This window comes from Mycobacterium sp. 2-64 (genome assembly GCF_035918375.1).
Lineage (GTDB): Bacteria > Actinomycetota > Actinomycetes > Mycobacteriales > Mycobacteriaceae > Mycobacterium > Mycobacterium intracellulare.
Genome location: NZ_CP142361.1, coordinates 505,863 through 526,318, shown reverse-complemented (window position 1 = coordinate 526,318; position 20,456 = coordinate 505,863). Strand labels below are relative to the sequence as shown.

Annotated in this window: 22 protein-coding genes and 1 riboswitch; of the genes, 9 read left to right on the top strand and 13 right to left on the bottom strand. The window is 69.5% G+C overall.

All coding sequences use genetic code 11. The features are described 5' to 3' along the window. Positions 1–23: 23 nt before the first annotated feature. Positions 24–449 (bottom strand): DUF2752 domain-containing protein, encoded by a 426-nt coding sequence (locus tag QGN31_RS02460; protein ID WP_026071162.1) that lies wholly within the window; start codon positions 447–449, stop codon positions 24–26. A 15-nt stretch (positions 450–464) separates the two neighbouring features. After that, positions 465–797, bottom strand: a complete 333-nt coding sequence (locus QGN31_RS02455; RefSeq protein ID WP_008261422.1) for a CD225/dispanin family protein — start codon at positions 795–797, stop codon at positions 465–467. Positions 798–1,133: 336 nt separating this feature from the next. Here QGN31_RS02455 and QGN31_RS02450 point away from each other — a divergent pair, with 336 nt between their 5' ends. After that, positions 1,134–1,664 (top strand): hypothetical protein, encoded by a 531-nt coding sequence (locus tag QGN31_RS02450; RefSeq protein ID WP_008261424.1) that lies wholly within the window; start codon positions 1,134–1,136, stop codon positions 1,662–1,664. 60 nt (positions 1,665–1,724) lie between these two features. Further along, the gene (locus tag QGN31_RS02445; RefSeq protein ID WP_014381282.1) at positions 1,725–2,246 is read left to right on the top strand and encodes a hypothetical protein; all 522 of its coding nucleotides are present in this window, start codon (positions 1,725–1,727) and stop codon (positions 2,244–2,246) included. 3 nt (positions 2,247–2,249) lie between these two features. Here the strand turns inward: QGN31_RS02445 and QGN31_RS02440 are convergent, their stop codons facing one another. From QGN31_RS02440 to thiO, 4 genes are read right to left on the bottom strand one after another with little or no spacing between them, the layout of a single operon-like run. Then, complete coding sequence (locus tag QGN31_RS02440; RefSeq protein ID WP_014385910.1) at positions 2,250–3,017, bottom strand: SGNH/GDSL hydrolase family protein; 768 nt, start codon at positions 3,015–3,017, stop codon at positions 2,250–2,252. Beyond that, positions 3,014–3,772, bottom strand: coding sequence for a thiazole synthase (locus tag QGN31_RS02435; RefSeq protein WP_014385911.1), 759 nt, complete (start codon positions 3,770–3,772; stop codon positions 3,014–3,016). The genes QGN31_RS02440 and QGN31_RS02435 overlap by 4 nt, the downstream gene beginning before the upstream one ends. After that, positions 3,765–3,974 (bottom strand): sulfur carrier protein ThiS, encoded by a 210-nt coding sequence (gene thiS / locus QGN31_RS02430; protein WP_008261432.1) that lies wholly within the window; start codon positions 3,972–3,974, stop codon positions 3,765–3,767. Before thiS ends, QGN31_RS02435 begins: the two co-directional genes overlap by 8 nt. Further along, on the bottom strand, positions 3,974–4,993 hold the full coding sequence (gene thiO / locus QGN31_RS02425; protein ID WP_043955876.1) for a glycine oxidase ThiO: 1,020 nt from the start codon (positions 4,991–4,993) through the stop codon (positions 3,974–3,976). The genes thiS and thiO overlap by 1 nt, the downstream gene beginning before the upstream one ends. Position 4,994: 1 nt before the next feature. Continuing rightward, positions 4,995–5,113, bottom strand: a riboswitch (TPP riboswitch). A gap of 48 nt (positions 5,114–5,161) precedes the next feature. Between thiO and thiE the strand changes: the two genes are divergently transcribed. Next, a complete protein-coding gene (thiE, locus tag QGN31_RS02420; protein ID WP_009952603.1) occupies positions 5,162–5,833 on the top strand; it encodes a thiamine phosphate synthase in 672 nt (223 codons plus the stop codon). On the opposite strand, the gene QGN31_RS02415 is transcribed toward thiE, so the two are convergent. Further along, positions 5,805–6,437: an NUDIX hydrolase gene (locus QGN31_RS02415; protein WP_009952604.1), complete on the bottom strand. Its 633-nt coding sequence runs from the start codon at positions 6,435–6,437 to the stop codon at positions 5,805–5,807. The genes thiE and QGN31_RS02415 overlap by 29 nt on opposite strands. Before the next feature lie 153 nt (positions 6,438–6,590). Between QGN31_RS02415 and glnX the strand changes: the two genes are divergently transcribed. The 4 genes from glnX (at position 6,591) to QGN31_RS02395 (ending at position 12,394) form a co-directional block, all read left to right on the top strand. After that, on the top strand, positions 6,591–7,910 hold the full coding sequence (glnX, locus tag QGN31_RS02410) for a protein kinase G-activating protein GlnX (protein ID WP_008261439.1): 1,320 nt from the start codon (positions 6,591–6,593) through the stop codon (positions 7,908–7,910). Then, positions 7,910–8,887 carry a glutamate ABC transporter substrate-binding protein gene (locus QGN31_RS02405; RefSeq protein ID WP_009952605.1) on the top strand — a complete coding sequence of 326 codons (978 nt, stop codon included), beginning with the start codon at positions 7,910–7,912 and terminating at the stop codon, positions 8,885–8,887. The genes glnX and QGN31_RS02405 overlap by 1 nt, the downstream gene beginning before the upstream one ends. Continuing rightward, entirely contained in the window at positions 8,887–11,175 is a 2,289-nt protein-coding gene (locus QGN31_RS02400; protein WP_014943023.1) for a serine/threonine-protein kinase PknG, read from the top strand. Before QGN31_RS02405 ends, QGN31_RS02400 begins: the two co-directional genes overlap by 1 nt. 355 nt (positions 11,176–11,530) lie before the next feature. After that, positions 11,531–12,394, top strand: coding sequence for an endonuclease domain-containing protein (locus QGN31_RS02395; protein WP_036389707.1), 864 nt, complete (start codon positions 11,531–11,533; stop codon positions 12,392–12,394). 75 nt (positions 12,395–12,469) lie between these two features. Here QGN31_RS02395 and QGN31_RS02390 read toward each other — a convergent pair whose 3' ends face one another. The 3 genes from QGN31_RS02390 to fgd are packed head-to-tail and all read right to left on the bottom strand — an operon-like array spanning position 12,470 to position 16,804. Next, a complete protein-coding gene (locus tag QGN31_RS02390) occupies positions 12,470–13,633 on the bottom strand; it encodes an acetate kinase (protein ID WP_014383396.1) in 1,164 nt (387 codons plus the stop codon). Beyond that, positions 13,623–15,782: a phosphate acetyltransferase gene (pta, locus tag QGN31_RS02385; protein WP_014943024.1), complete on the bottom strand. Its 2,160-nt coding sequence runs from the start codon at positions 15,780–15,782 to the stop codon at positions 13,623–13,625. Before pta ends, QGN31_RS02390 begins: the two co-directional genes overlap by 11 nt. Before the next feature lie 11 nt (positions 15,783–15,793). Beyond that, positions 15,794–16,804, bottom strand: a complete 1,011-nt coding sequence (gene fgd, locus QGN31_RS02380) for a glucose-6-phosphate dehydrogenase (coenzyme-F420) (protein ID WP_008261452.1) — start codon at positions 16,802–16,804, stop codon at positions 15,794–15,796. A gap of 191 nt (positions 16,805–16,995) precedes the next feature. On the opposite strand from fgd, the gene QGN31_RS02375 reads away from it, so the two are divergent. Then, positions 16,996–17,745, top strand: coding sequence for an MBL fold metallo-hydrolase (locus QGN31_RS02375; RefSeq protein ID WP_014943025.1), 750 nt, complete (start codon positions 16,996–16,998; stop codon positions 17,743–17,745). Positions 17,746–17,863: 118 nt separating this feature from the next. Here the strand turns inward: QGN31_RS02375 and QGN31_RS02370 are convergent, their stop codons facing one another. The 3 genes from QGN31_RS02370 to QGN31_RS02360 are packed head-to-tail and all read right to left on the bottom strand — an operon-like array spanning position 17,864 to position 19,635. After that, complete coding sequence (locus QGN31_RS02370; protein ID WP_008261457.1) at positions 17,864–18,367, bottom strand: GNAT family N-acetyltransferase; 504 nt, start codon at positions 18,365–18,367, stop codon at positions 17,864–17,866. A 7-nt stretch (positions 18,368–18,374) separates the two neighbouring features. After that, positions 18,375–19,256, bottom strand: coding sequence for an SAM-dependent methyltransferase (locus tag QGN31_RS02365; protein WP_014943026.1), 882 nt, complete (start codon positions 19,254–19,256; stop codon positions 18,375–18,377). Between the two features lie 7 nt (positions 19,257–19,263). Then, complete coding sequence (locus QGN31_RS02360) at positions 19,264–19,635, bottom strand: DUF3054 domain-containing protein (protein WP_043955437.1); 372 nt, start codon at positions 19,633–19,635, stop codon at positions 19,264–19,266. 70 nt (positions 19,636–19,705) lie between these two features. Here QGN31_RS02360 and QGN31_RS02355 point away from each other — a divergent pair, with 70 nt between their 5' ends. Further along, the gene (locus QGN31_RS02355) at positions 19,706–20,449 is read left to right on the top strand and encodes an SDR family NAD(P)-dependent oxidoreductase (protein ID WP_043955439.1); all 744 of its coding nucleotides are present in this window, start codon (positions 19,706–19,708) and stop codon (positions 20,447–20,449) included. Positions 20,450–20,456: the final 7 nt, after the last annotated feature.

The following is a 20,456-nucleotide window of genomic DNA, read 5'->3' as shown; positions in this document are numbered from 1 at the left end:
GGCGGGATCAGGACACGTCGGGATCAGACATACAGCGCAGTGAAGGGGGCGAAGGGAATGTTGCGCACCACGAACCACGCCAGCACCAATGACAGTGTCACGGCGGCGGCCCAGCGGCGGTGTTGCCAACTGCGGACCCGCCGGCCCACTACGTGTCCGTAGGTCCAGGCCAGGTACGCCCACACCAGCAGCACGACCGCCGCCAGGCCCAGAGCGTTGAACCTGGCGGCCGCCAACACATTGCCGTGCATGAGGGAATACAGCATGCGCAGGCTGCCGCAACCGGGACAGTCGATCCCCAACAACGCCTTGGTGGGGCATACCGGCAGCGGGCCGTTCGGGGTGGTCGGGTCACCCGCCCAGATGGCGGCGCACATCAACGTCGTGGATGCGGCCACCACTAGTGGTGCACCCAGGCCCGCGTGCGCCGCCCCCCGGCGGGTCACCAACATCGAGATCCGGGCTTAGAACATCGCGGCGAGCGCCGCGTTCGTGTTCGTGTTCAGCGCGCCGACCGACATCAAGATGACGTAGATGATGCCGACGACGACGCCGATGGCCGCCGACCAGATCGCCCATTTCTTGGCGCTCTCGGCCGATGCCTGCGCCTCGGCGTAGCGGCCCTGCGCCCACAACCCGTTGACCTGGCTGGATTTGACGATCGCCACGATCCCGAACGGAAGGCAGCAGAACAGGGTCACCAGAATCGACCACACCAGATAGTTGTTCGGCGCTTGGGCGGCCGGCTGCTGCGGCGGGTAACCGGGAGGCGGCGGCGGGGGCGGCGGTTGTGTCATGGATTCTCCACTCAGAGAAGTTAGCTGGCGTAAAGCGGTGCTAACCATACCCGCTCGGCGTCGCGTCGGCACTAGCAATGAAAAAATCCGATCCGCGCAACGACGACCGCGGCGCATCGGCGGCGTCGGCGCATCGGCCCGAAGACCCGATTGTCGCCCGGCCTCAACGTCATTCGATATTCGACGCGTCGAAATGCCCCTGCGGTCCGTTGCCCTGGGGCTTTGCGGGCGACGCCCCGAACTAATGCCCACACAGACAATTGCCGCCGGAACGTGTTGCATTACCACGACATAGCCCTACTATCCGTGTTAGCAACGGCCGTTAAGGAGCCATTCATGTCTGATTTCAGCAACGCGCTGAAGACGGCGATGGCAATGGCGCTCACGGCCGGTTTCGCGTTAGCGGGCGGCGTCACGGCGGCCGCCGACCCCGCCGGCACCGGCAACTCGTCGGACATCAACACGCTCGCGGCCACGCTCTCGAAGGGCTACGGCTTGAACAACTGCACCGCCCAGAACATCGACCGCGGCAGGCAACTGGCCGTACTCACGTGCGGACAAAGCCCCGATCCGAAAGGACCGGCACAGGCCAAGTACGTCCTGTTCACCAGCGCCGAGAACCTGGCCACCGCGTTTCGGGCCACCATCAAGGAGGACGTCCTGACGCCGTGCGGGGACGCCAACCAGTCGCCGTCCAGTTGGCACAAGGACGGTTCGGCCGCCAACGCCGGGCAGGCGGCGTGCGGCACATACCAAAACGCCGCCGAGATCATCTGGACGACGGACGCGAAAAACACGCTGAGCTACCTGCGTGCGTCCAACACCGACGTCAACGCGCTCTACCAGTGGTGGCGCGCCAACGGTTGACAATCTTCTTGGGGGGCAAGGGGTTTCTGCATCAACCACCCACAACCGCAGGGAGTCAAAATGTCACATCTGATCACCGCGCTGCGCGTCGCGTCGGCCGCAGCTTTCACGGGCGGTTTGGTCCTCGCGGGCAGCGCCACCGCGGTCGCCGAACCCAACACCGGTAGCGCCACGGACATGAACACGCTGGCGGCTTCGCTGTCGAAGGGCTACGGCCTGAACAACTGCAAGCCGCAGGAGCTGACCGAAACCGGCGAACTGGCCGAACTGCTTTGCGGGCAGAGCCCCGACTCCGGCGGACCCGGCTCCGGCGTCTACGCGCTCTTCTCCAACAGCACGAACCTGGGCTCTGCCTTCAGTTCCACCATCAAGGATGTGTCGCTGGCCGCGTGCGGGGACGCCGGGCAGTCGCCGGGAACGTGGAAGCAGAACGGCCAGACCGGCGGCCAGATCGCCTGCGGCACCTACAAGAACTACGCGACGTTGACCTGGACCACCGACGCCAAGAACGTGCTGGGTCACCTGACCGCGGCCAACGCCGACGTCAACGCGCTCTACCAGTGGTGGCGCACGAACGGCTGACGTTTACAGCTGAGCCGCAATCAAATCCGCTACCGCGCACATCCCGGCGGGATTCGGGTGCAACGGTGCGGGGCGACCCGGTAGCGGAACACCGTAGCGCGCCGGCAGCGTCGTCCACGGCTCCGCCGACCAGGCGTGGTGCTCGCGGCTGGCCGCGGCGGCGTGGACGATTCCGCAGCCGGCCGCCGCGGCGGCGTCGGCAGTCATCCTTTCCAGCGTGGCGGCCACGTGCCGGCCCAGGTCGGCGTCCGCGGGCGACAGCGGTGGGGCAGGCGTGCCCGCGGGCGGCAGCATCGTCAGGTAGTCGACGAAGAAGATCCGCGCCCCTGCGGATCGTTGACGCACCGCGCGGCCCACCGCGCACAGCGATTCGAACACCGCGTCGAGGGCCTGATCTCGCGCGTCGGGATCGAGCAGTTCGCGGATGCGGTCGCCCAACAGCGGCACGCGCCGCAGCGGGCGCGGCAGTGCGGCCGCCATCAACAGCGGTACGTAGCCGACGTCGTTGCCGCCGATGGTGATGGTGACCAGACCCTCCGAACCGTCCAGGGCGTCGACTTGCGCCGGCGCGCCGCGTTGACGCTCGGCGAGCACGTTCGCGGTGGTCGCACCGGAAAAGGTGACGTCGACAAGGTCGTAGCCGTATCGCCGGGCGATCAGGTGGGCATAGTTGCGGGCGGATCGGCCCGACCAGCGCGGGGCACCCGCGGCGCGCGGCCGGATACCGGGACCGGCGGCCATCGAACTGCCCAGCGCGACATAGCGTTTCATCGTTGGGGGCTCGAGGCCTGCGCCCAGAACCTCTTCGGGATCCGCCCGGCGCGCCGGGCCAGATAGCCGGCGGTGACGGCGGCCGACATCGCGGCGGCCATCGCGGGGGGGTCGGCGGCCCGGGTCACCGCGGAGGCCAACAGCACGGCGTCGCAACCCAATTCCATGGCCAGCGCGGCGTCGCTGGCGGTGCCGATGCCGGCGTCGAGCACCACCGGGACGTGGGCCCCGGCGACGATCATCTCGATGTTGTGCGGATTGGTGATGCCCAGCCCGGTCCCGATCGGCGATCCCAGCGGCATGACGGCCGCGCATCCGGCGTCCTCCAGCCGGCGCGCAAGCACGGGATCATCGTTGGTGTAGGGCAGCACGACGAACCCGTCGTCGACCAATTGCTCTGCCGCGCGCACCAATTCGACCGCGTCGGGCAGCAGCGTGCGCTCGTCGGCGATCACCTCGAGCTTGATCCAGTTGGTGTTCAACGCCTCGCGCGCCAGCTGCGCGGTGAGCACCGCCTCGGCGGCGCCGCGGCATCCCGCGGTGTTGGGCAGCGGCGTGATTCCGAGCCGGTTGAGCAGATCGAGCAACCCGGTGCCGCCCTCGGCGTCGACCCGGCGAATCGCGACGGTGGTCAGTTCCGTGCCCGACGCGACGAGCGCCTCTTCCAGCACCGCCAGGTTGCTCGCTCCCCCGGTCCCCATGATGAGCCGCGAGGCGAAGCTGCGGTCCGCGATGGTCAGTTTCGAGTCAGCCACCTTGCACCGCCGTCACCACTTCGAGACGCACGGGAGCGCCGGGAAGCTCCGAAAGCTCTGTCGCCCATCGTGATCGCGGCAGCACCGCGTCGTCCATCGCCACGGCGACGCCGCGGTCCGGGAAGCCCAGGGAATCGAGCAGCGCCGACACCGTGGTGTGCGCGTCGACGTCGACCTCTTTCTCGTTCACCAGGATGATCATTAGTGTGCTCCCACCGGTGCCAGTTCGGAAACGATCTGTTCTGCCGTCCAGGGCGCCAGCAGGAACCCCGACCGGCCGTGGCCGGCGGCGACCAGCGTGCGCGCGTCCAGGCGATGCACCAACGGCAGATTGTCGGGTGTCATCGGGCGCAGCCCGGCCCCGCACTCGGCTAGCTCGTATTCACCGAGCGCCGGCAGCACCGCGCAGGCGTCGTCGAGGAGGTCACGCACCCCCGAGACGACCGGGGCGGTGTCGCGCCCGTGCTCGTATTGGGTCGCGCCGACCACCACGCCGTCCGCGCGCGGCACCAGGTAGACCTGCCGGCCGTGCACCCGGGCGCGAATCACCCGCCGCGGCAACGGCATACAGCCTTTGCGCCACCGCAGTCGCAGCACCTCGCCCTTGACCGGGCGCACCGGCAGCCCGGGCCACAACGCCGGCGCGTCGATGCCGTTGGCGATCACCACCGCGTCGGCCTCGACCGCCGACAGGTCGTGCACCGGCGGCGCCCACCGCACCCCGAGACGCTCGCACTCCGCCTCGAGCGCGTCGAGCACCGCCCGGTTGTCCACGGCCAGCTCCGTGGGCGCCCGAAAGCCGTGCCGGATGCCCTGCGCGAGTAGGGGTTCCACGTCGCGGGCGGCCGACTCCCAGACCACGGGGTGTCCCTGAGCGGACAGCCAGTCCGCCACGGTGCGCAGGTCGGCGGCGTCGGCGCGGTCGACGGCCACCACCAGCGACTCGCGGGCGGTGACCACTCCGGCCGGCAGGCCGTCGAGGAAACCGCCGTCGCGCCACAACCGCAGGGATTCCAGGCCCAGCCGCAGCAATCGCTCTTCTCCCGGCCAGCCCTCGCTGTGCGGGGCCAGCATGCCGCCGGCGACCCAGGATGCGCCCCGCTCCCCGCTGCGGTGCACCCGCACCGACCAGCCGGCCTGGGCGGCGCGGCGCGCCACCGCCAGCCCGATGACGCCGCCGCCGATGACGGCCAGCGACCCCAGCGGTGGGCGCGAAGGCATCCCGGTCATTGTCGAGCCTCCCTTCGCCGGCATGATCCGGATCAGGTGTGACGGTAAGGGCAGGTCCTCGCGGCTGTGCCCACTCTCAGCCCCGCTCCCGGGACTCCCGTGTCTGGTAATTCTCTGCGCTCCACGCTAGCGCGCTAGCGTCTCGGTGTGCAGCGTCCCATGGATAGACGACTCTCCGTCCTGGCCACCGCGCGGCTGTATCTGTGCACCGACGCGCGCCGCGAGCGCGGCGACCTGGCCGAGTTCGCCGACGCCGCCCTGGCCGGCGGCGTGGACATCATCCAGCTGCGCGACAAGGGGTCGGCCGGCGAGCAGCGGTTCGGGCCGCTGGAGGCGCGCGAGGAACTGGCCGCCTGCGAGATCCTGGCCGACGCCGCCCGCCGGCACGGCGCCCTGTTCGCGGTCAACGACCGCGCCGACATCGCCCGCGCGGCGGGCGCCGACGTGCTGCACCTCGGGCAGGGGGACCTGCCGCTGGACGTCGCGCGCGACATCGTCGGTCCGGACGTGCTGCTCGGGCTCTCCAGCCACAGCGCCGACCAGGCCGGCGCCGCGGCCGTCAGCGAAGCGGACTACTTCTGCGTCGGCCCCTGCTGGCCGACGCCCACCAAGCCGGACCGCGCGGCGCCGGGCCTGGGACTCGTCCGCGCCGCCGCCGGGCTCGGGACCGACAAACCGTGGTTCGCGATCGGCGGCATCGACGCGCAGCGACTGCCCGAGGTGCTCGACTCCGGCGCCCGCCGCGTGGTGGTGGTGCGAGCGATCACCGCGGCGTCCGACCCGCGGGCGGCCGCCCGGCGGCTCAGTTCGGCGCTGGCAGCAGCGAGCTGATCCGTCGGCTCAGCTGCGACGGAACCTCGTCGGCGTCACCCGGCATGCACCACACGAAGACGCCGGCCTCGACCTCGATCGTGCGGGGCAGATACTGCCGGCGTTCGTCGCCGTGGCCCAGCGGCAACAGCGCCGGCGCGGTGCGCAGCCGTTGCCAGCTGGCCGCGAAGCCCGGATGCAGCGGCAGGTCGGCCACCTCGTCCTCGGCCACCCACCGCATTTCCGCGCTTTCCCGGTTCGGGACGGTGTGCAACAACTCGTCGGCGTCGGCGACGACGGTCGTGTAGCTCCACCGCGTGCCGCCGATCCCGGCGACCTCGGCGGTGACCAGCGTCGCGCGCACGGCGAGCCGGTCGACGAGCAGCCCGGCCTCCTCGTTCGCCTCGCGGACCGCCGTCTGCTCGGGCGTCTCGTGGCTGTCCCGGGCCCCGCCCGGCAGCCCCCAGGTCCCGCCCTGATGGCTCCACACCGCCCGATGTTGCAGCAGCACCGCGGGCGTGCCGTCGGCTTGGGGGGCGCGCAGCAAAAGACCGGCGGCGCCGTACCGACCCCAGTAATGGGCGCCGCGCTCCGAGATCACCCAACCGTCGCCGTCGCCCTGCACGGATCAAGGATAGGCAGACTTGGTTCTTGGCGGTCTTCGGCGCGTCGGCAATTGCGTCGGCCTCCACCCATCCACCCGAACATGCTCTTAGACTTCGCTTATAGAGGTCCGTGCAGCGAAATCCAGTGGCCAAGAGATGAGGGCTGATCAGACGTGACGGTTGAGCTGGCGCATCCGTCGACCGAGCCGCAGGGATCGCGGTCACCGGCCGAACCAGCCCATCCCCGCTGGTGGTTCATCTCCACGACGCCGGGCCGCATCCTGACCATCGGCATCGTGCTGGCGGCCCTCGGCGGGATCAGCGCCTTCGCCACCTCGACCACCATCAACCACCGGCAACAGGTGCTCACCACGGTGCTCAACCACACCGAGCCGCTGTCGTTCGCGGCCGGGCGGCTCTACACCACGCTGTCGGTGGCCGACGCCGCCGCGGCCACGGCGTTCATCGCCGAAGCCGAACCGCCGCCCGTGCGGCAGCGCTACGAGCAGGCCATCACCGACGCGGCCGTGGCCGTGACCAGGGCCTCCAGCGGGCTCACCGACGAGCCGCAGGTGCAGCTGCTGGGCCGGATCAACGCCCAGCTGGCCGTCTATACCGGCCTGATCGAGATCGCCCGAACCAACAACCGGGCGGGCAACCCGGTCGGTTCGTCGTACCTGTCGGAGGCATCGGGGCTGATGCAGTCGACGATCCTGCCCGACGCGGCGCGGCTGTACCGGGCCACCTCGGAGCGGGTGGACGTCGAAACCACGGCGTCGACCCAGATTCCGGCGCCGGTCATCATGGTCGTCGGCACCACCGTCGTCTTCGGCGCCTTCTCGCATCGCTGGCTGGCCCGGCGCACCCGGCGCCGGATCAACCCGGGCCTGGTCGTGGGCGCTCTCGCTATCCTCGTCATGGTGGTGTGGGTCGGGACTGCGCTAACCATCTCTACGACGGCAAGTCGTAGCGCGAAGGACACCGCCGCGGAGTCCCTCAAGACCGTCACCAACGTCGCGATCACCGCCCAGCAGGCGCGCGCCGACGAGACGCTGTCGCTGATCCGCCGCGGGGACGAGGAGAAGCGCAAGCAGTCGTTCTATCAGCGGATCGACTCGATGCACCGCCAGCTCGACCAGTACATGTCCCGCAGCGACGCCGTGGACAAACCGGACCTCGAGGGCGCCGACCAGCTGCTGCTGCGCTGGCGTCAGGCCAATGACCGGATCAGCTCGTACATCTCGGTGGGGAACTACCGCGCCGCCACCCAGGTCGCGCTGGGCAGCAGCGAGGAGGATTCCACCCCGGCGTTCGACAAGCTGGAAGACGAGCTGGTCAAGGCCATGGACCAGGGCCGCATCCACCTGCGCAACGACGTCATCAACGCGCGCAGCGGGCTCTCCGGCGCCCAGGTGGGCGGCGTGGTGCTCAGCCTCGGGGCGGCCATCGCGGTGGCTCTGGGCCTGTGGCCGCGGCTGAAAGAGTATCGATAATGATCCGCCTGCCCCTGCTGCGCCGGGCGTGCACCGTGGCCGCCACGGTTTGCGTGCTGGCGGGTTGCGGGCACACGGAATCGCTGCATGTGGCCAGCGTCCCGACGTTGCCGCCGCCCACCCCGGTCGGCATGGAACAGCTGCCGCCGCAGCCGCCGCTGCCGCCCGACGGCCCCAATCAGGACTGCGACCTGACGGCCAGCCTGCGGCCCTTCCCCACCAAGGCCGAGGCCGACGCCGCGGTCGCCGACATCCGCGCGCGCGGCAGGCTGATCGTCGGGCTCGACATCGGCAGCAACCTGTTCAGCTTCCGCGACCCGATCACCGGCGAGATCACCGGATTCGACGTCGACCTCGCCGGCGAGATCGCCCGTGACATCTTCGGCGCGCCGTCCCACGTCGAGTACCGGATCCTGTCGTCGGACGAGCGGGTCACCGCGCTGCAACGCGGCGAGGTCGACATCGTGGTCAAGACCATGACCATCACCTGCGACCGGCGCAAGCTGGTGAACTTCTCCACCGTCTACCTCGACGCCAACCAGCGCATCCTCGCCCCGCGCGACTCGTCGATCGTCAAGGTGAGCGACCTGTCGGGCAAACGCGTGTGCGTGGCCAAGGGCACCACCTCGCTGCACCGCATCCGGCAGATCGACCCGCCGCCGGTCATCGTGTCGGTGGTCAACTGGGCCGACTGCCTGGTCGCGATGCAGCAGCGCGAGATCGACGCCGTGAGCACCGACGACTCGATCCTGGCCGGGCTGGTCGAAGAGGACCCTTACCTGCACATCGTCGGCCCCAACATGGCCACCCAGCCCTACGGCATCGGCATCAACCTGAACAACACTCCCCTGGTGCGGTTCGTCAACGGGACCCTGGAAAGGATCCGCCGCGACGGCACGTGGAACACGTTGTACCGCAAGTGGTTGACCGTGCTGGGCCCCGCGCCGGCCCCGCCCACACCGAGGTATCTGGACTGATGGCCGAGCCGGACAAGCAATCCGAGAAGCCGGAATCGGGCCCGGAAGCGGTGGAAGACGTGAATCCCGGCACCCAGCCGGCGGAGGTCCAGACCGGCGCCTCGACGGGGCGGCTGCAGGCCACGCAGGCGCTGTTTCGACCGGACTTCGACGATGACGACGACGACTTTCCGCACATCGCGCTGGGCGCCCTGGACACCGACACCGGCGACCGCATGACGGTGGCGACGCGGGCGCTGCCCGCGGTCCGACAGCTCGGCGGTGGACTCGTCGAGATCCCGCGGGGACGTGACATCGACCCCCGCGAAGCGCTGATGACCAACCCGGTGGTCCCCGAGTCCAAGCGCTTCTGCTGGAACTGCGGGAAGCCGGTGGGCCGGTCCAGCAAGAAGAGCAAGGGCACGTCGGAGGGCTGGTGCCCGGCCTGCGGCAGCCCGTATTCGTTTCTGCCGCAACTCAATCCCGGCGACATCGTCGCCGGCCAGTACGAGGTCAAGGGGTGCATCGCGCACGGCGGGCTGGGCTGGGTATACCTGGCCGTCGACAAAAACGTCAACGACCGGCCGGTCGTGCTCAAAGGCCTCGTCCACTCCGGCGACGCGGAGGCGCAGGCGATCGCGATGGCCGAACGGCAGTTCCTGGCCGAGGTGGTCCACCCGCAGATCGTGCAGATCTTCAACTTCGTCGAACACAAGGACCAGCACGGCAATCCGGTCGGCTACATCGTCATGGAGTACGTCGGCGGGCAGTCGCTCAAGCACGGGAAGGGCGAGAAGCTTCCGGTCGCCGAGGCCATCGCCTACCTGCTGGAAATCCTGCCCGCGCTGAGCTATCTGCACTCCATCGGCCTGGTCTACAACGACCTGAAGCCGGAGAACATCATGCTCACCGAGGAGCAGCTCAAGCTCATCGACCTGGGCGCGGTGTCGCGGATCAATTCGTTCGGATACCTTTACGGCACACCGGGTTTCCAGGCGCCCGAGATCGTGCGCACCGGCCCGACGGTCGCCACCGACATCTACACGGTGGGCCGCACGCTGGCGGCGCTCACGCTCAACCTGCGCACCCGCAACGGCCGCTACGTCGACGGCCTGCCCGAGCACGACCCGGTGCTGGCCACCTACGACTCGTTCCACCGGTTGCTGCGCCGCGCCACCGATCCCGACCCGCGTCGCCGGTTCGCCAGCACCGAGGAGATGTCGGCGCAGTTGATCGGCGTGCTGCGCGAGGTGGTCGCCCACGACACCGGGGTGCCGCGGCCCGGCCTGTCGACGATCTTCTCCCCCAGCCGCTCCACGTTCGGGGTGGATCTGCTGGTCGCGCACACCGACGTGTACCTGGACGGGCAGGTCCATTCGGAGAAGCTGACCGCCCGCGAAATCGTCACCGCACTGCAAGTGCCGCTGGTCAATCCGGCCGACGTCGCCGCGTCGGTGCTGCAGGCGACGGTGTTGTCGCAGCCGGTGCAGACGCTGGACTCGTTGCGCGCGGCCCGGCACGGGACGCTGGACGCCGACGGCGCCGAGCTGTCCGAGTCGGTCGAGCTACCGCTGATGGAGGTGCGCGCGCTGCTGGATCTCGGCGACGTCGCCAAGGCCACCCGCAAGCTCGAGGACCTGGCCGAGCGGGTGGGTTGGCAGTGGCGGCTGGTCTGGTACAAGGCGGTGGCCGACCTTCTCACCGGTGATTACGATTCGGCCACAACACATTTCACCGAGGTGCTGGACACGTTCCCGGGTGAGCTCGCACCGAAGCTGGCGCTGGCCGCCACCGCCGAGCTGGCCGGCGACGTCGACGAGCACAAGCATTACGAGACGGTGTGGAAGACCAACGACGGCGTGATCTCGGCGGCCTTCGGGTTGGCCAGATCGCTGTCCGCGGAAGGTGATCGGGCCGCCGCGGTGCGCACGCTGGACGAGGTGCCGGCCACCTCCCGGCACTTCACCACCGCGCGCCTGACGAGCGCGGTGACGCTGCTGTCCGGCCGGTCCAAGAGCGAGATCACCGAGGAGGACATCCGGGACGCGGCGCGGCGGGTGGAGGCGCTGCCGCCCACCGAACCACGCGTGTTGCAGATCCGTGCGCTGGTGCTGGGCTGCGCGATGGACTGGTTGGAGGACAACAAGGCCAGCACTAATCACATCTTGGGCTTCCCGTTCACCGAGCACGGGCTGCGGCTGGGCGTCGAGGCGGCGCTGCGCAATCTGGCCCGCGTCGCCCCCACGCAGCGGCATCGCTACGAGCTGGTGGACATGGCCAACCGGGTGCGGCCCACGAGCACGTTCTGAGGTATTTGCGGGTTTGCCGGTTTGCGCCGCCTGGCGGTTTTCCCGTGTCGGCCCTTCGCGCGTCGGCCTTTCGCGCGTCGGTCTTTCCCGCGTCGGCCTTTCCCGCGTCGGCCCTTCGCCGTCGAGTGTGAATCCTGGGCGTTCAGTGTGAACCCTGGGCGGCGACACGCCGACAAACCCCGACGTGGGTTCACACTGAAAGCCGTGAGTTCACACTCAAAGTCGGTGATTCACAGTCGATTTAGCCGGGGCCTCGCGGACCCGGCGTCAGCCCGTCCGGCGGCTTGCCGTCGCGTGGCCCGCCCTGTGCACAGACGCACTCGCCGACCGTGGTTGACGTGCAATCGTTCGCGGCATGAGACGAGTGCCGTTCATCGGCAGCGAGGAGTTGGCGTCGGGAAGTCTCAGCCGCCACCAGCTGCGGATGTCCTACCGAGCGGTGTTTCCGAACGTCTACGTGCCGACGCATGCCGAGGTGCCGCTCGAATTGCGCATTCGGGCGGCCTGGCTGTGGTCGGGGCGGAGGGCGGTCATCGGCGGAGCCGCCGCGGCCGCGCTGCATGGCGCCCAGTGGATCCCCGACAACGTCCCGGTCGAGCTGATACACACCAACACTCATCCTCCCCGCGGCGTGCTGACACGCCGGGAAACGCTGTGCGCCGGCGAGACCCAGATCCGCGACGGGCTCGCCGTCACCACTCCGGAGCGGACCGCTTTCGACATCGGACGGCGCGGCGCGGTGCGCTCGGCCGTGGTGAGGCTGGACGCGCTCGCCCGGGCAACGGGTTTCAAGGTCGACGACGTGCTGGATGTTGCGGCGGCGCATCCTCGCGCACCCGGCGTGCGGCGATTGGAGGTCGCGCTCGACCTGGTCGACCCCGGCGCTCAGTCCCCCAGGGAGAGCTATCTGCGACTGCTCCTCATCGACGCCGGCCTGGCCCGGCCGCAGACGCAGATCCCGGTGCTGGGCGCCGACGGCCTACCGTTCGCCTACCTGGATCTGGGCTGGGAGGAATCGCTGGTGGCTGTCGAGTACGACGGCGATCACCACCGCACCGACCGGCGCCAATTCGTCAAAGACCTCCGGCGCATGGAGATGCTCGAGGAGATGGGCTGGACCATAGTCCGGGTGGTCGCCGAGGATCGCCCGGCCAGCATCCTGCGCCGGGTGCGCGAGGCGCTCGCGAAATCGAGTGTGAACCTGGGGCTTTCGGTGTGAACCTACGGCGTCGATTATCGGCGTGTCGCCGCCGACGGTTCACGATCAAAGCCCAGGATGCACACTCGACGCCCGCTAGGAGCCCGCCAGCACGTTTACGCAGTCGCGGGCGATGGCGAGCTCTTCGTTGGTCGGGATCACCAGGACGGCGATCGGCGAATCGTCGGCGGAGATCTGCCGCGCACCCTTGCCGCCACCGAGGTTGCGGCGCTCGTCGAGCACGATGCCCAGCTCCTCCATGCCCGCGACCGCGTCGCGGCGCACCGCCGCGTCGTTCTCGCCGATCCCCGCGGTAAAGCTGATGACGTCGGTGTGCCCCAGCACCGCCAGGTAGGCGCCGACGTACTTGCGCAGCCGATGCGTGAACACGCTATAGGCCAATTGCGCTGACTCGTCACCGGATTCGATCATCCTTCGCAGCCGGCGGAAGTCGCGCTCACCGGACAGGCCCAGCACCCCGGATCGCTTGTTGAGCATGGTCTCGACGTCGTCGACGCCCATCCCGGCGGTGTGGGACAGGTAGCTGACGACGCTGGGATCGATGTCCCCGCTGCGGGTGCCCATCACCAGCCCCTCCAGCGGTGTGAGGCCCATCGAGGTGTCGATCGGCCGGGTGCCGGCGATCGCCGAGGCCGAGCAGCCGTTACCCAGGTGCAGCACAATCTGTTTCAGGTCGCCGGGCGGCCTGTCCAGGAAGGCGGCGGCCTGCTCGCTGACGTAGCGGTGCGAGGTGCCGTGAAACCCGTACCGGCGGATCTGATGCCGCTGCGCCAGGTCGCGGTCGATGGCGTAGGTCGCGGCAGCGGGCGGCAGGTCGTGGAAGAACCCGGTGTCGAAGACCGCGATGTGCGGAATGTCGGGCAGCAGCCGCCGGGCGACCTCGATTCCCTTGAGCGAGGGAGGGTTGTGCAGCGGCGCCAGGTCCGACAGTTCGCCGAGCCGGGCGATCACCGCGTCGTCCAGCGGGGTGGGCTCGTAGAAGGCGTTGCCGCCGTGCACCACTCGATGGCCGACCGCGACGACGCCGCATGTCTTGAGGTCGATGCCGTCGTCGGCCAGCGTGTCGAACGCGCGGCGCAGCGCGGCGTCATGGTCGGGGACGGGAGACCCCTCCTCGCCGATGCGTTCCACGAGGCCGGTCGAGAGCGCCGTGCCCGAATCGGGATCGACCAGCTGAAACTTCACCGACGACGAGCCGGAGTTGATCACCAGCACCAGGCGCGCGCTGCTACTTCCCATCGGGGCCGCCTTGTGCCTGAATCGCGGTGATGGCAACGGTGTTCACGATGTCCTCGACCAGCGCGCCCCGCGACAGGTCGTTCACCGGCTTGCGCAGACCCTGCAGCACGGGTCCGATGGCGAGGGCTCCGGCGCTGCGCTGGACCGCCTTGTAGGTGTTGTTGCCGGTGTTGAGGTCGGGGAAGATCAGCACCGTGGCGCGCCCGGCCACCGGCGAGTCGCGCAGCTTGGTGGCCGCGACCGACGGTTCGATCGCCGCGTCGTACTGGATGGGGCCCTCCACCGGCAGGTCGGGGTTGCGCTCACGCACCAATTGCGTTGCCGTTCTGACCTTGTCGACGTCGGCACCGGAGCCGGAGTCGCCGGTCGAGTAGGACAGCATCGCGACCCGCGGTTCGATGCCGAATTGTGCGGCGGTGCGCGCCGAGGAGATTGCGATGTCGGCCAGCTGCTCCGGTGTCGGATTGGGGATGATCGCGCAATCGCCGTAGGCCAGGACACGATCGGGTAGGCACATCAGGAAGATGCTGGACACGGTGGACACGTCCGGGACGGTCTTGATGATCTCGAACGCGGGCCGCACGGTGTGCGCGGTGGTGTGGGCGGCGCCGGACACCATGCCGTCGACCATCCCGTTGTGCACCATCATGGTGCCGAAGTACGTTGTGTCGCGCATGATCTCGCGGGCCTGCTCGACGGTGACCCCCTTCGCCTTGCGCAACTGCGCATACTGGTCGGCGAACTCGTCGCGCAACCGGCTGGCGCGCGGATCGATCACCGTTACGTCGGCCAGGTCCACCCCGAGTTCGCCCGCGCGCTGGCGGATTTGGGCCTCGTCGCCCAGGATGGTCAGGTCGGCGACACGGCGTTGCAGCACCCGCCCGGCCGAGCGCAGGATGCGGTCGTCGTCGCCCTCGGGCAGCACGATGTGCCTGCGATCCGAACGCGCCTGCAGCGTCAGCTGATGGATGAACATCTGCGGCGTGGTCACGGTGGGGATCGGAATGGCAAGCTGCGCCAGCAGATCGGTGATGTCGACGTGGCCGTCCATCAGCTCGACCGCGGTGTCGATCTTGCGTTGCGACGCCGCCGTGACCCTGCCCCGGGCGGTGGCCGCCGCGCTGGCGGTGTCGTAGGTGCCCAGCGCGGTGGCGACGATCGGCAGCCGCAGCCGCAGCCCGGCGACCAGGGCCGCGATGGACGGGTGCAGCTCGAAGCCGCCGTTGAGGACGATGCACGACAGGGACGGAAACCCTTCCGCGGCATGGGCGCTCGCGACGGCGAGCACCACGTCCGAGCGGTCGCCGGGTGTGATGACCGCCATTCCGTCGCGCAGCCGTTCCAGGACGTGGTCGGCGGTCATCCCCGCCACCATCACACCGGTGACCTCGCGTTCGCGCAGCGACTCTTCGCCGCTGACCGGCGTCCCGCGCACCGCGCTCTGAAGCTCGGCCACCGTCGGCGCCGACAACAGCGGTTCGTCGGGCAGGACGTAGCTGCGCAGGGACGACGGCCGCAGCGCCTCGTCCAACTTCTTCCGGATGGCGTCCAGCTCGGCCGGTTCGCAGCGGTTGGCCACCACCGCCGCGGTGTGGGCGTGCTGGGCGTCCAGCTCGGCCAGGCACACCTTGACGACGTCGGCCACCTCACCGGCGGTGCGGCCCTTGCCGCTGACCGTCAGCAGCAGCGGCGCGCCGAGGTTGACCGCGATGCGCGCGTTGGTGGAAAGCTCCGCGGGTCGAATCGCCTGTCCGAGTTCGGAATAGTCGCTGCCGACGATCACCACGACGTCGCACTTCTCGGCGACGGCGTGGTAGGCGTCGACGATGGCGGCGATCGCCGCGTCGCCGTCCGCGTGCAGCTGCTGGTAGGTGACGCCGACGCATTGCTCGTACGACAGGCCCGCCGTGGTGCGCGACAGCAGCAGTTCCAGGATGTAGTCGCGATTTTCCGGGTCCTGCGGCGACCCGCTGCGCCCGGCTTCGCCGCGTTGGCGATCGCCGCCATCTGAACGCGTAATGGGCCGGAACACACCGACTTTCGCCACCGTCGCGGTCAGCCGGTGCAGGAGGCCCAGCGCGATCGTCGACTTTCCGGTCTCCGGCTCGGGCGCGGCGATGTAGATTGCCGTTGCGGCGCCCGAGACCACTCGTCCGCCCCTCAGGCCAGCCGCCGCAGCCGCGGCGCCAGGTCCTTCTCGAAGAGGTCCAGGAACCGGCGCTGGTCGTGACCGGGCGCGTGGAACACCAGGTGGTTGAGGCCCCACTTCACGTACTGGCCGACCTTTTCGACCGCCTCGTCGGGATCGGATGCCACGATCCAGCGCTTGGCGACCTGCTCGATCGGCAGCGCGTCGGCGGCCTTCTCCATCTCGATCGGGTCGTCGATGCTGTGCTTCTGTTCGGCGGTCAGCGACAGGGGCGCCCAGAACCGGGTGTTCTCCAGCGCCAGTTTGGGATCGGGGTCATAGGAGATCTTGATCTCGATCATCTTGTCGATGTCGTCGACGTTGCGGTCGTTGATCGCGGCGCCCTCCTTGACGGCGGGGATCAGCTTGTCCTTGTAGAGCTCCTCGCCCTTGCCGGAGGTGCAGATGAAGCCGTCGCCGGCGCGCCCCGCGTACTTGGCGACCGCGGGGCCCCCGGCCGCGACGTAGATCGGGACCCCGCCCTCGGGCACGTCGTAGATCGAGGCGCCCTTGAGCCGGTAGTACTCGCCGTCGAAGTCGACGCGGTCGCCGCGCCACAGCTCGCGCATCAACCGCACCGACTCGCGCAGCCTGGCGAACCGCTCCTTGAACTCTGGCCAGTCGCCCTCGTATCCCGTGGCGATCTCGTTCAGCGCCTCGCCGGTGCCGACCCCGAGGAAGATGCGGTCCGGGTACAGGCAGGCCATGGTGGCGAAGGCCTGCGCGATGACGGCGGGGTTGTAGCGGAAGGTCGGGGTGAGCACGGAGGTGCCCAGCGTGATCCGCTTCGTGCGTTCGCCGACCGCGGTCATCCAGGCCAGCGAGAACGGCGCGTGCCCGCCCTCGTGCCGCCACGGCTGGAAATGGTCACTGACCGTTGCGCTGTCCATGCCGTGACCTTCGGCGGCGACGGCAAGCTCGACGAGCTCGCGCGGTGCAAATTGTTCGGCGGACGCTTTGTATCCGAGTTTCAGTTCAGCCACGAGTTCTTTCTACTCCTGTGCTGATGGTCGCGACCCGCCGCGCCCGGCGAAACGCCGCGCTTGCGATCGCTCCTGTGCTGACGGTCGCGACCCGCCGCGCCCGGCTACGCCGCGCTTGCGATCGCTCCTGTGCTGACGGTCGCGACCCGCCGCGCCCGGCTACGCCGCGCGTCAGACCTACACTCGCGGGCATGGGACCGGCGCCAACTCTTGTTCAAGTCACCGACACGGTGCACCTCGCCCGGGGCGACGCCGTCAACTGGACGATCGTTGCCGACGACACCGGCGTGATGCTGATCGACGCCGGCTATCCCGGGGACCGCCCCGACGTGCTGGCGTCGCTGCGCGAGCTGGGCTTCGACGCCGGAGACATGCGTGCCATCCTGCTTACCCACGCCCACATCGACCACCTGGGCTCGGCGATCTGGTTCGCCAACGAATACGGCACCGACGTGTATTGCCACGCCGACGAGGTGGGGCACGCCAAGCGCGAATACCTGGAGCAGGCCTCGGTTTTCGATGTCGCCGTTCGCATTTGGCGGCCGCGCTGGGCGGCGTGGGGGTTGCACGTGGTGCGCAGCGGCGGCCTGATCCGCGACGGCATCCCGTCGACGCGGCCGCTGACCGCCGACGTGGCCGCAGGCTTGCCCGGGCATCCGATGGCCGTTTTCACCCCGGGGCACACCAGCGGGCACTGCTCGTACGTGGTCGACGGGGTCCTGGTCAGCGGCGACGCCCTGATCACCGGCCACCCCCTGCTCAAGCACGACGGGCCGCAGCTGCTGCCGGAGGTGTTCAGCCACAGCCAGCAGAATTCGCTGCGTAGCCTGGACGCGTTGGCCCTGCTCGACACCGAGGTGTTGCTGCCGGGGCACGGCGACGTGTGGCGCGGCCCGATCCGCGAGGCGACGGCCCGGGCCATCTCGCTGGCCGGCGGTTGATGGCCTGGGGCCAGATCATCGCCACGGAGACCACACCGGCCCGTGAAGGTTCTGATTGCCCTGAGATCCGTTGTGACGGTTGTCAACTCGATCGCCCCGGTCTGGGCGTCGGCGCCGGCTATGCCAGCCACTTCTCGAAGGCGATCGGGATGAACGGCCCCCAGGACGGCAGCGGGTCCGGCGCCACCCGGGTGTAGCCCGTCGCGTCGTAGAGCGCCTCGGCCTCGGGCTGCCGGTTGCCGGTGATCAAGTAGAGCCGCCGGTACCCGCGCGCCAGGGTCTCGGCCTCGAGCGCGGCCAGCAACGCCCGCGCATAGCCGCGGCGCCGATGGGCGGCGTCGGTCCAGATCCGCTTGAGTTCGGCGGTGTGGGCGTCGTAGCGGCGAAACGCGCCGCCGGTCACCGGCACTCCGCCCACCACGCCGATCAACAACCCGCCGTCCGGCGGTGCCAGTTCGGCCTCCGGCACGGGCAGCCAGGACAGATGCGTGCTCGGCGTGCCGCCGTAGCGCTCCGCGTACTCGACGGCCAACTCGGCCAACAGAGGTTGGGCCAGCGGATCGTCGTGGGTCGCCGAGACGAACCGCAACCGGCCGTCTGGCGGAATGGATTCCGGCATCATCGAAAACTCAAACGCGTGTCGCGGTGACATATTCCGGGATGAACTCCGCGTCGCCGCGCCCGGTGCGCCGCCGCTTGCCCAGCCCCATGGTGCGCAGCAAGTCGGCGATGTCACGCCCGCGCGTTTCCCAGCCGTGGGCCGCCAAATACTCAGGGACATAGTGGTATTCGCCCGGATAGGTCAGGCTGGCCAGATCGACGTCGAGGCCGCGCCGCCGCCAGCCGTCGACGAAGGCGCGTTCGGCCCCCAGCTGCAACGGATTCCAGGTGGGCATGTGATCGGCGGCCAACCGGCTGCCGAGGGCGCTCGCCGCGGTGACGCCGCGCAGCAACCGGCTCTGCTCCTGGGGCGGCAGATACCCGACGAGCAACTGCTCGGCGACCCACACCGTGGGCTGGGCGGCGTCAAAACCCACCCGCCGCAACGCCGCCGGCCAATCGTCGCGCAGGTCGATGCCGACCGCGCATCGGTTGGTGGCCAGGGTGGCGTCCAGCCCCCGAAGCACGTCGGACTTGAAGTCGAGCACCTGCGGCCGATCGATCTCGTAGACCGTCGTCCCCCGCGGCCACCACAGCCGGTAGGCCCGGCTGTCCAGGCCCGACGCCAGGATCACCACCTGGCGAATGCCCGCCCGGCCCGCGTCGGCCAAAAATTCGTCGGCGAAGCGGGTGTGCGCCGCCAGCGCGTCCATCAGTGCCGTCATCGCCGCGTCGTCGCCGTCGTCGGCCGCGAACGCGTGGTCCTTGATCGCCCGGGTGAGGTAGTCGATCCCGACCGCGCACAACAACGGCTCGGCGAACGGGTCGTTCAGCAGGCCCTTGTCGGTGGCCACGGCCCGCGCGGCGGCCCCGAACGTCGCGGTCACCTCCACATCGGCCGTCGGTGCCATCGCGCGCTCAGACGTCGGAGCGGCGCCGCAGGGTAAGCCCCACGGCCACTCGCCAGCCCAGCAATAACAACGCGGTGACCGCCGTCGCCACCACGACGAAACTGGCGGTCACGCCCGCAGACGTCGCCTTGCGCAGCACCATGCCGACGACGACGGTGGACAACCAGACGACGACCCCGGTGGGCGCCAAAGCGGTGGGCCGCCGCCAGCCGCGTGCGGCCAGCCAGCCGACGGCGGTGCCGGTGAGAAACGGCCACGCCGTCGTGGCGATGCCGGTGAGGTTGAGCCCTTCGTCATGACTGCGGCGCCCCAGGGCGCAGAACACCAGCACGCCGACGACGTCCACGGCCAGCCAGCCCAGCCATCGGAGCCTAAGCATGCAGCGAGACTACCGGGGCAGGGCCTCGATCCTTGACCCGGCGGCCGCGGTGAACCTAGATTCGTCAGCGATGAATACCCATTCACCTGATGGCCTCGCGGTGGTGACCGGCGCCGGTTCCGGCATCGGCAGGGCGATCGCGCTCGGACTCGCCGCCCGCGGCGACCGCGTGGTGGCCGCGGACCTCGACGAGGCGGCGGCCTCGGCCACCGCCGGGGAACACCCCGACAAGATCACCGCGCTGCCGGTGGACGTGGCCGACCCGGATCAAGTCAACGCGCTGCGGGATCGCATCAACGCCGACCTCGGGGTGCCCAACATCGTCGTCAACGCCGCCGGATGGGACCGCACTGACCAATTCCTCAATGCCACGGCGGAATTCGCGCAGAAGGTGGTCGCGATCAACTACCTGGGGCCGGTGCATGTCTGCTCGGCGTTCCTGCCGGGGATGATCGAGACGCACGGCGGGCGCGTGGTCAACCTGGCCAGTGACGCCGGCCGGGTGGGCAGCGCGGGCGAGAGCATCTACGCCGGCGCCAAGGGCGGGGTGATCGCCCTGACCAAGTCGCTGGCCCGCGAGATGGCGCGTCACCAGATCACGGTGAACTGCGTGTGCCCCGGACCGACCGACACGCCGCTGTTTCACGCGCAGCCCGAGAAGCTGAAGGAGGCACTGGTCAAGGCGATCCCGTTCCGCCGCCTGGCCCGGCCCGACGAGGTCGCCGCGCCGGTGTTGTTCTTCGCGTCGGAGGCCGCTTCGTTCATCACCGGACAGGTGATCAGCGTCAGCGGCGGTTTGACGATGGCCGGCTAGTGGCAGG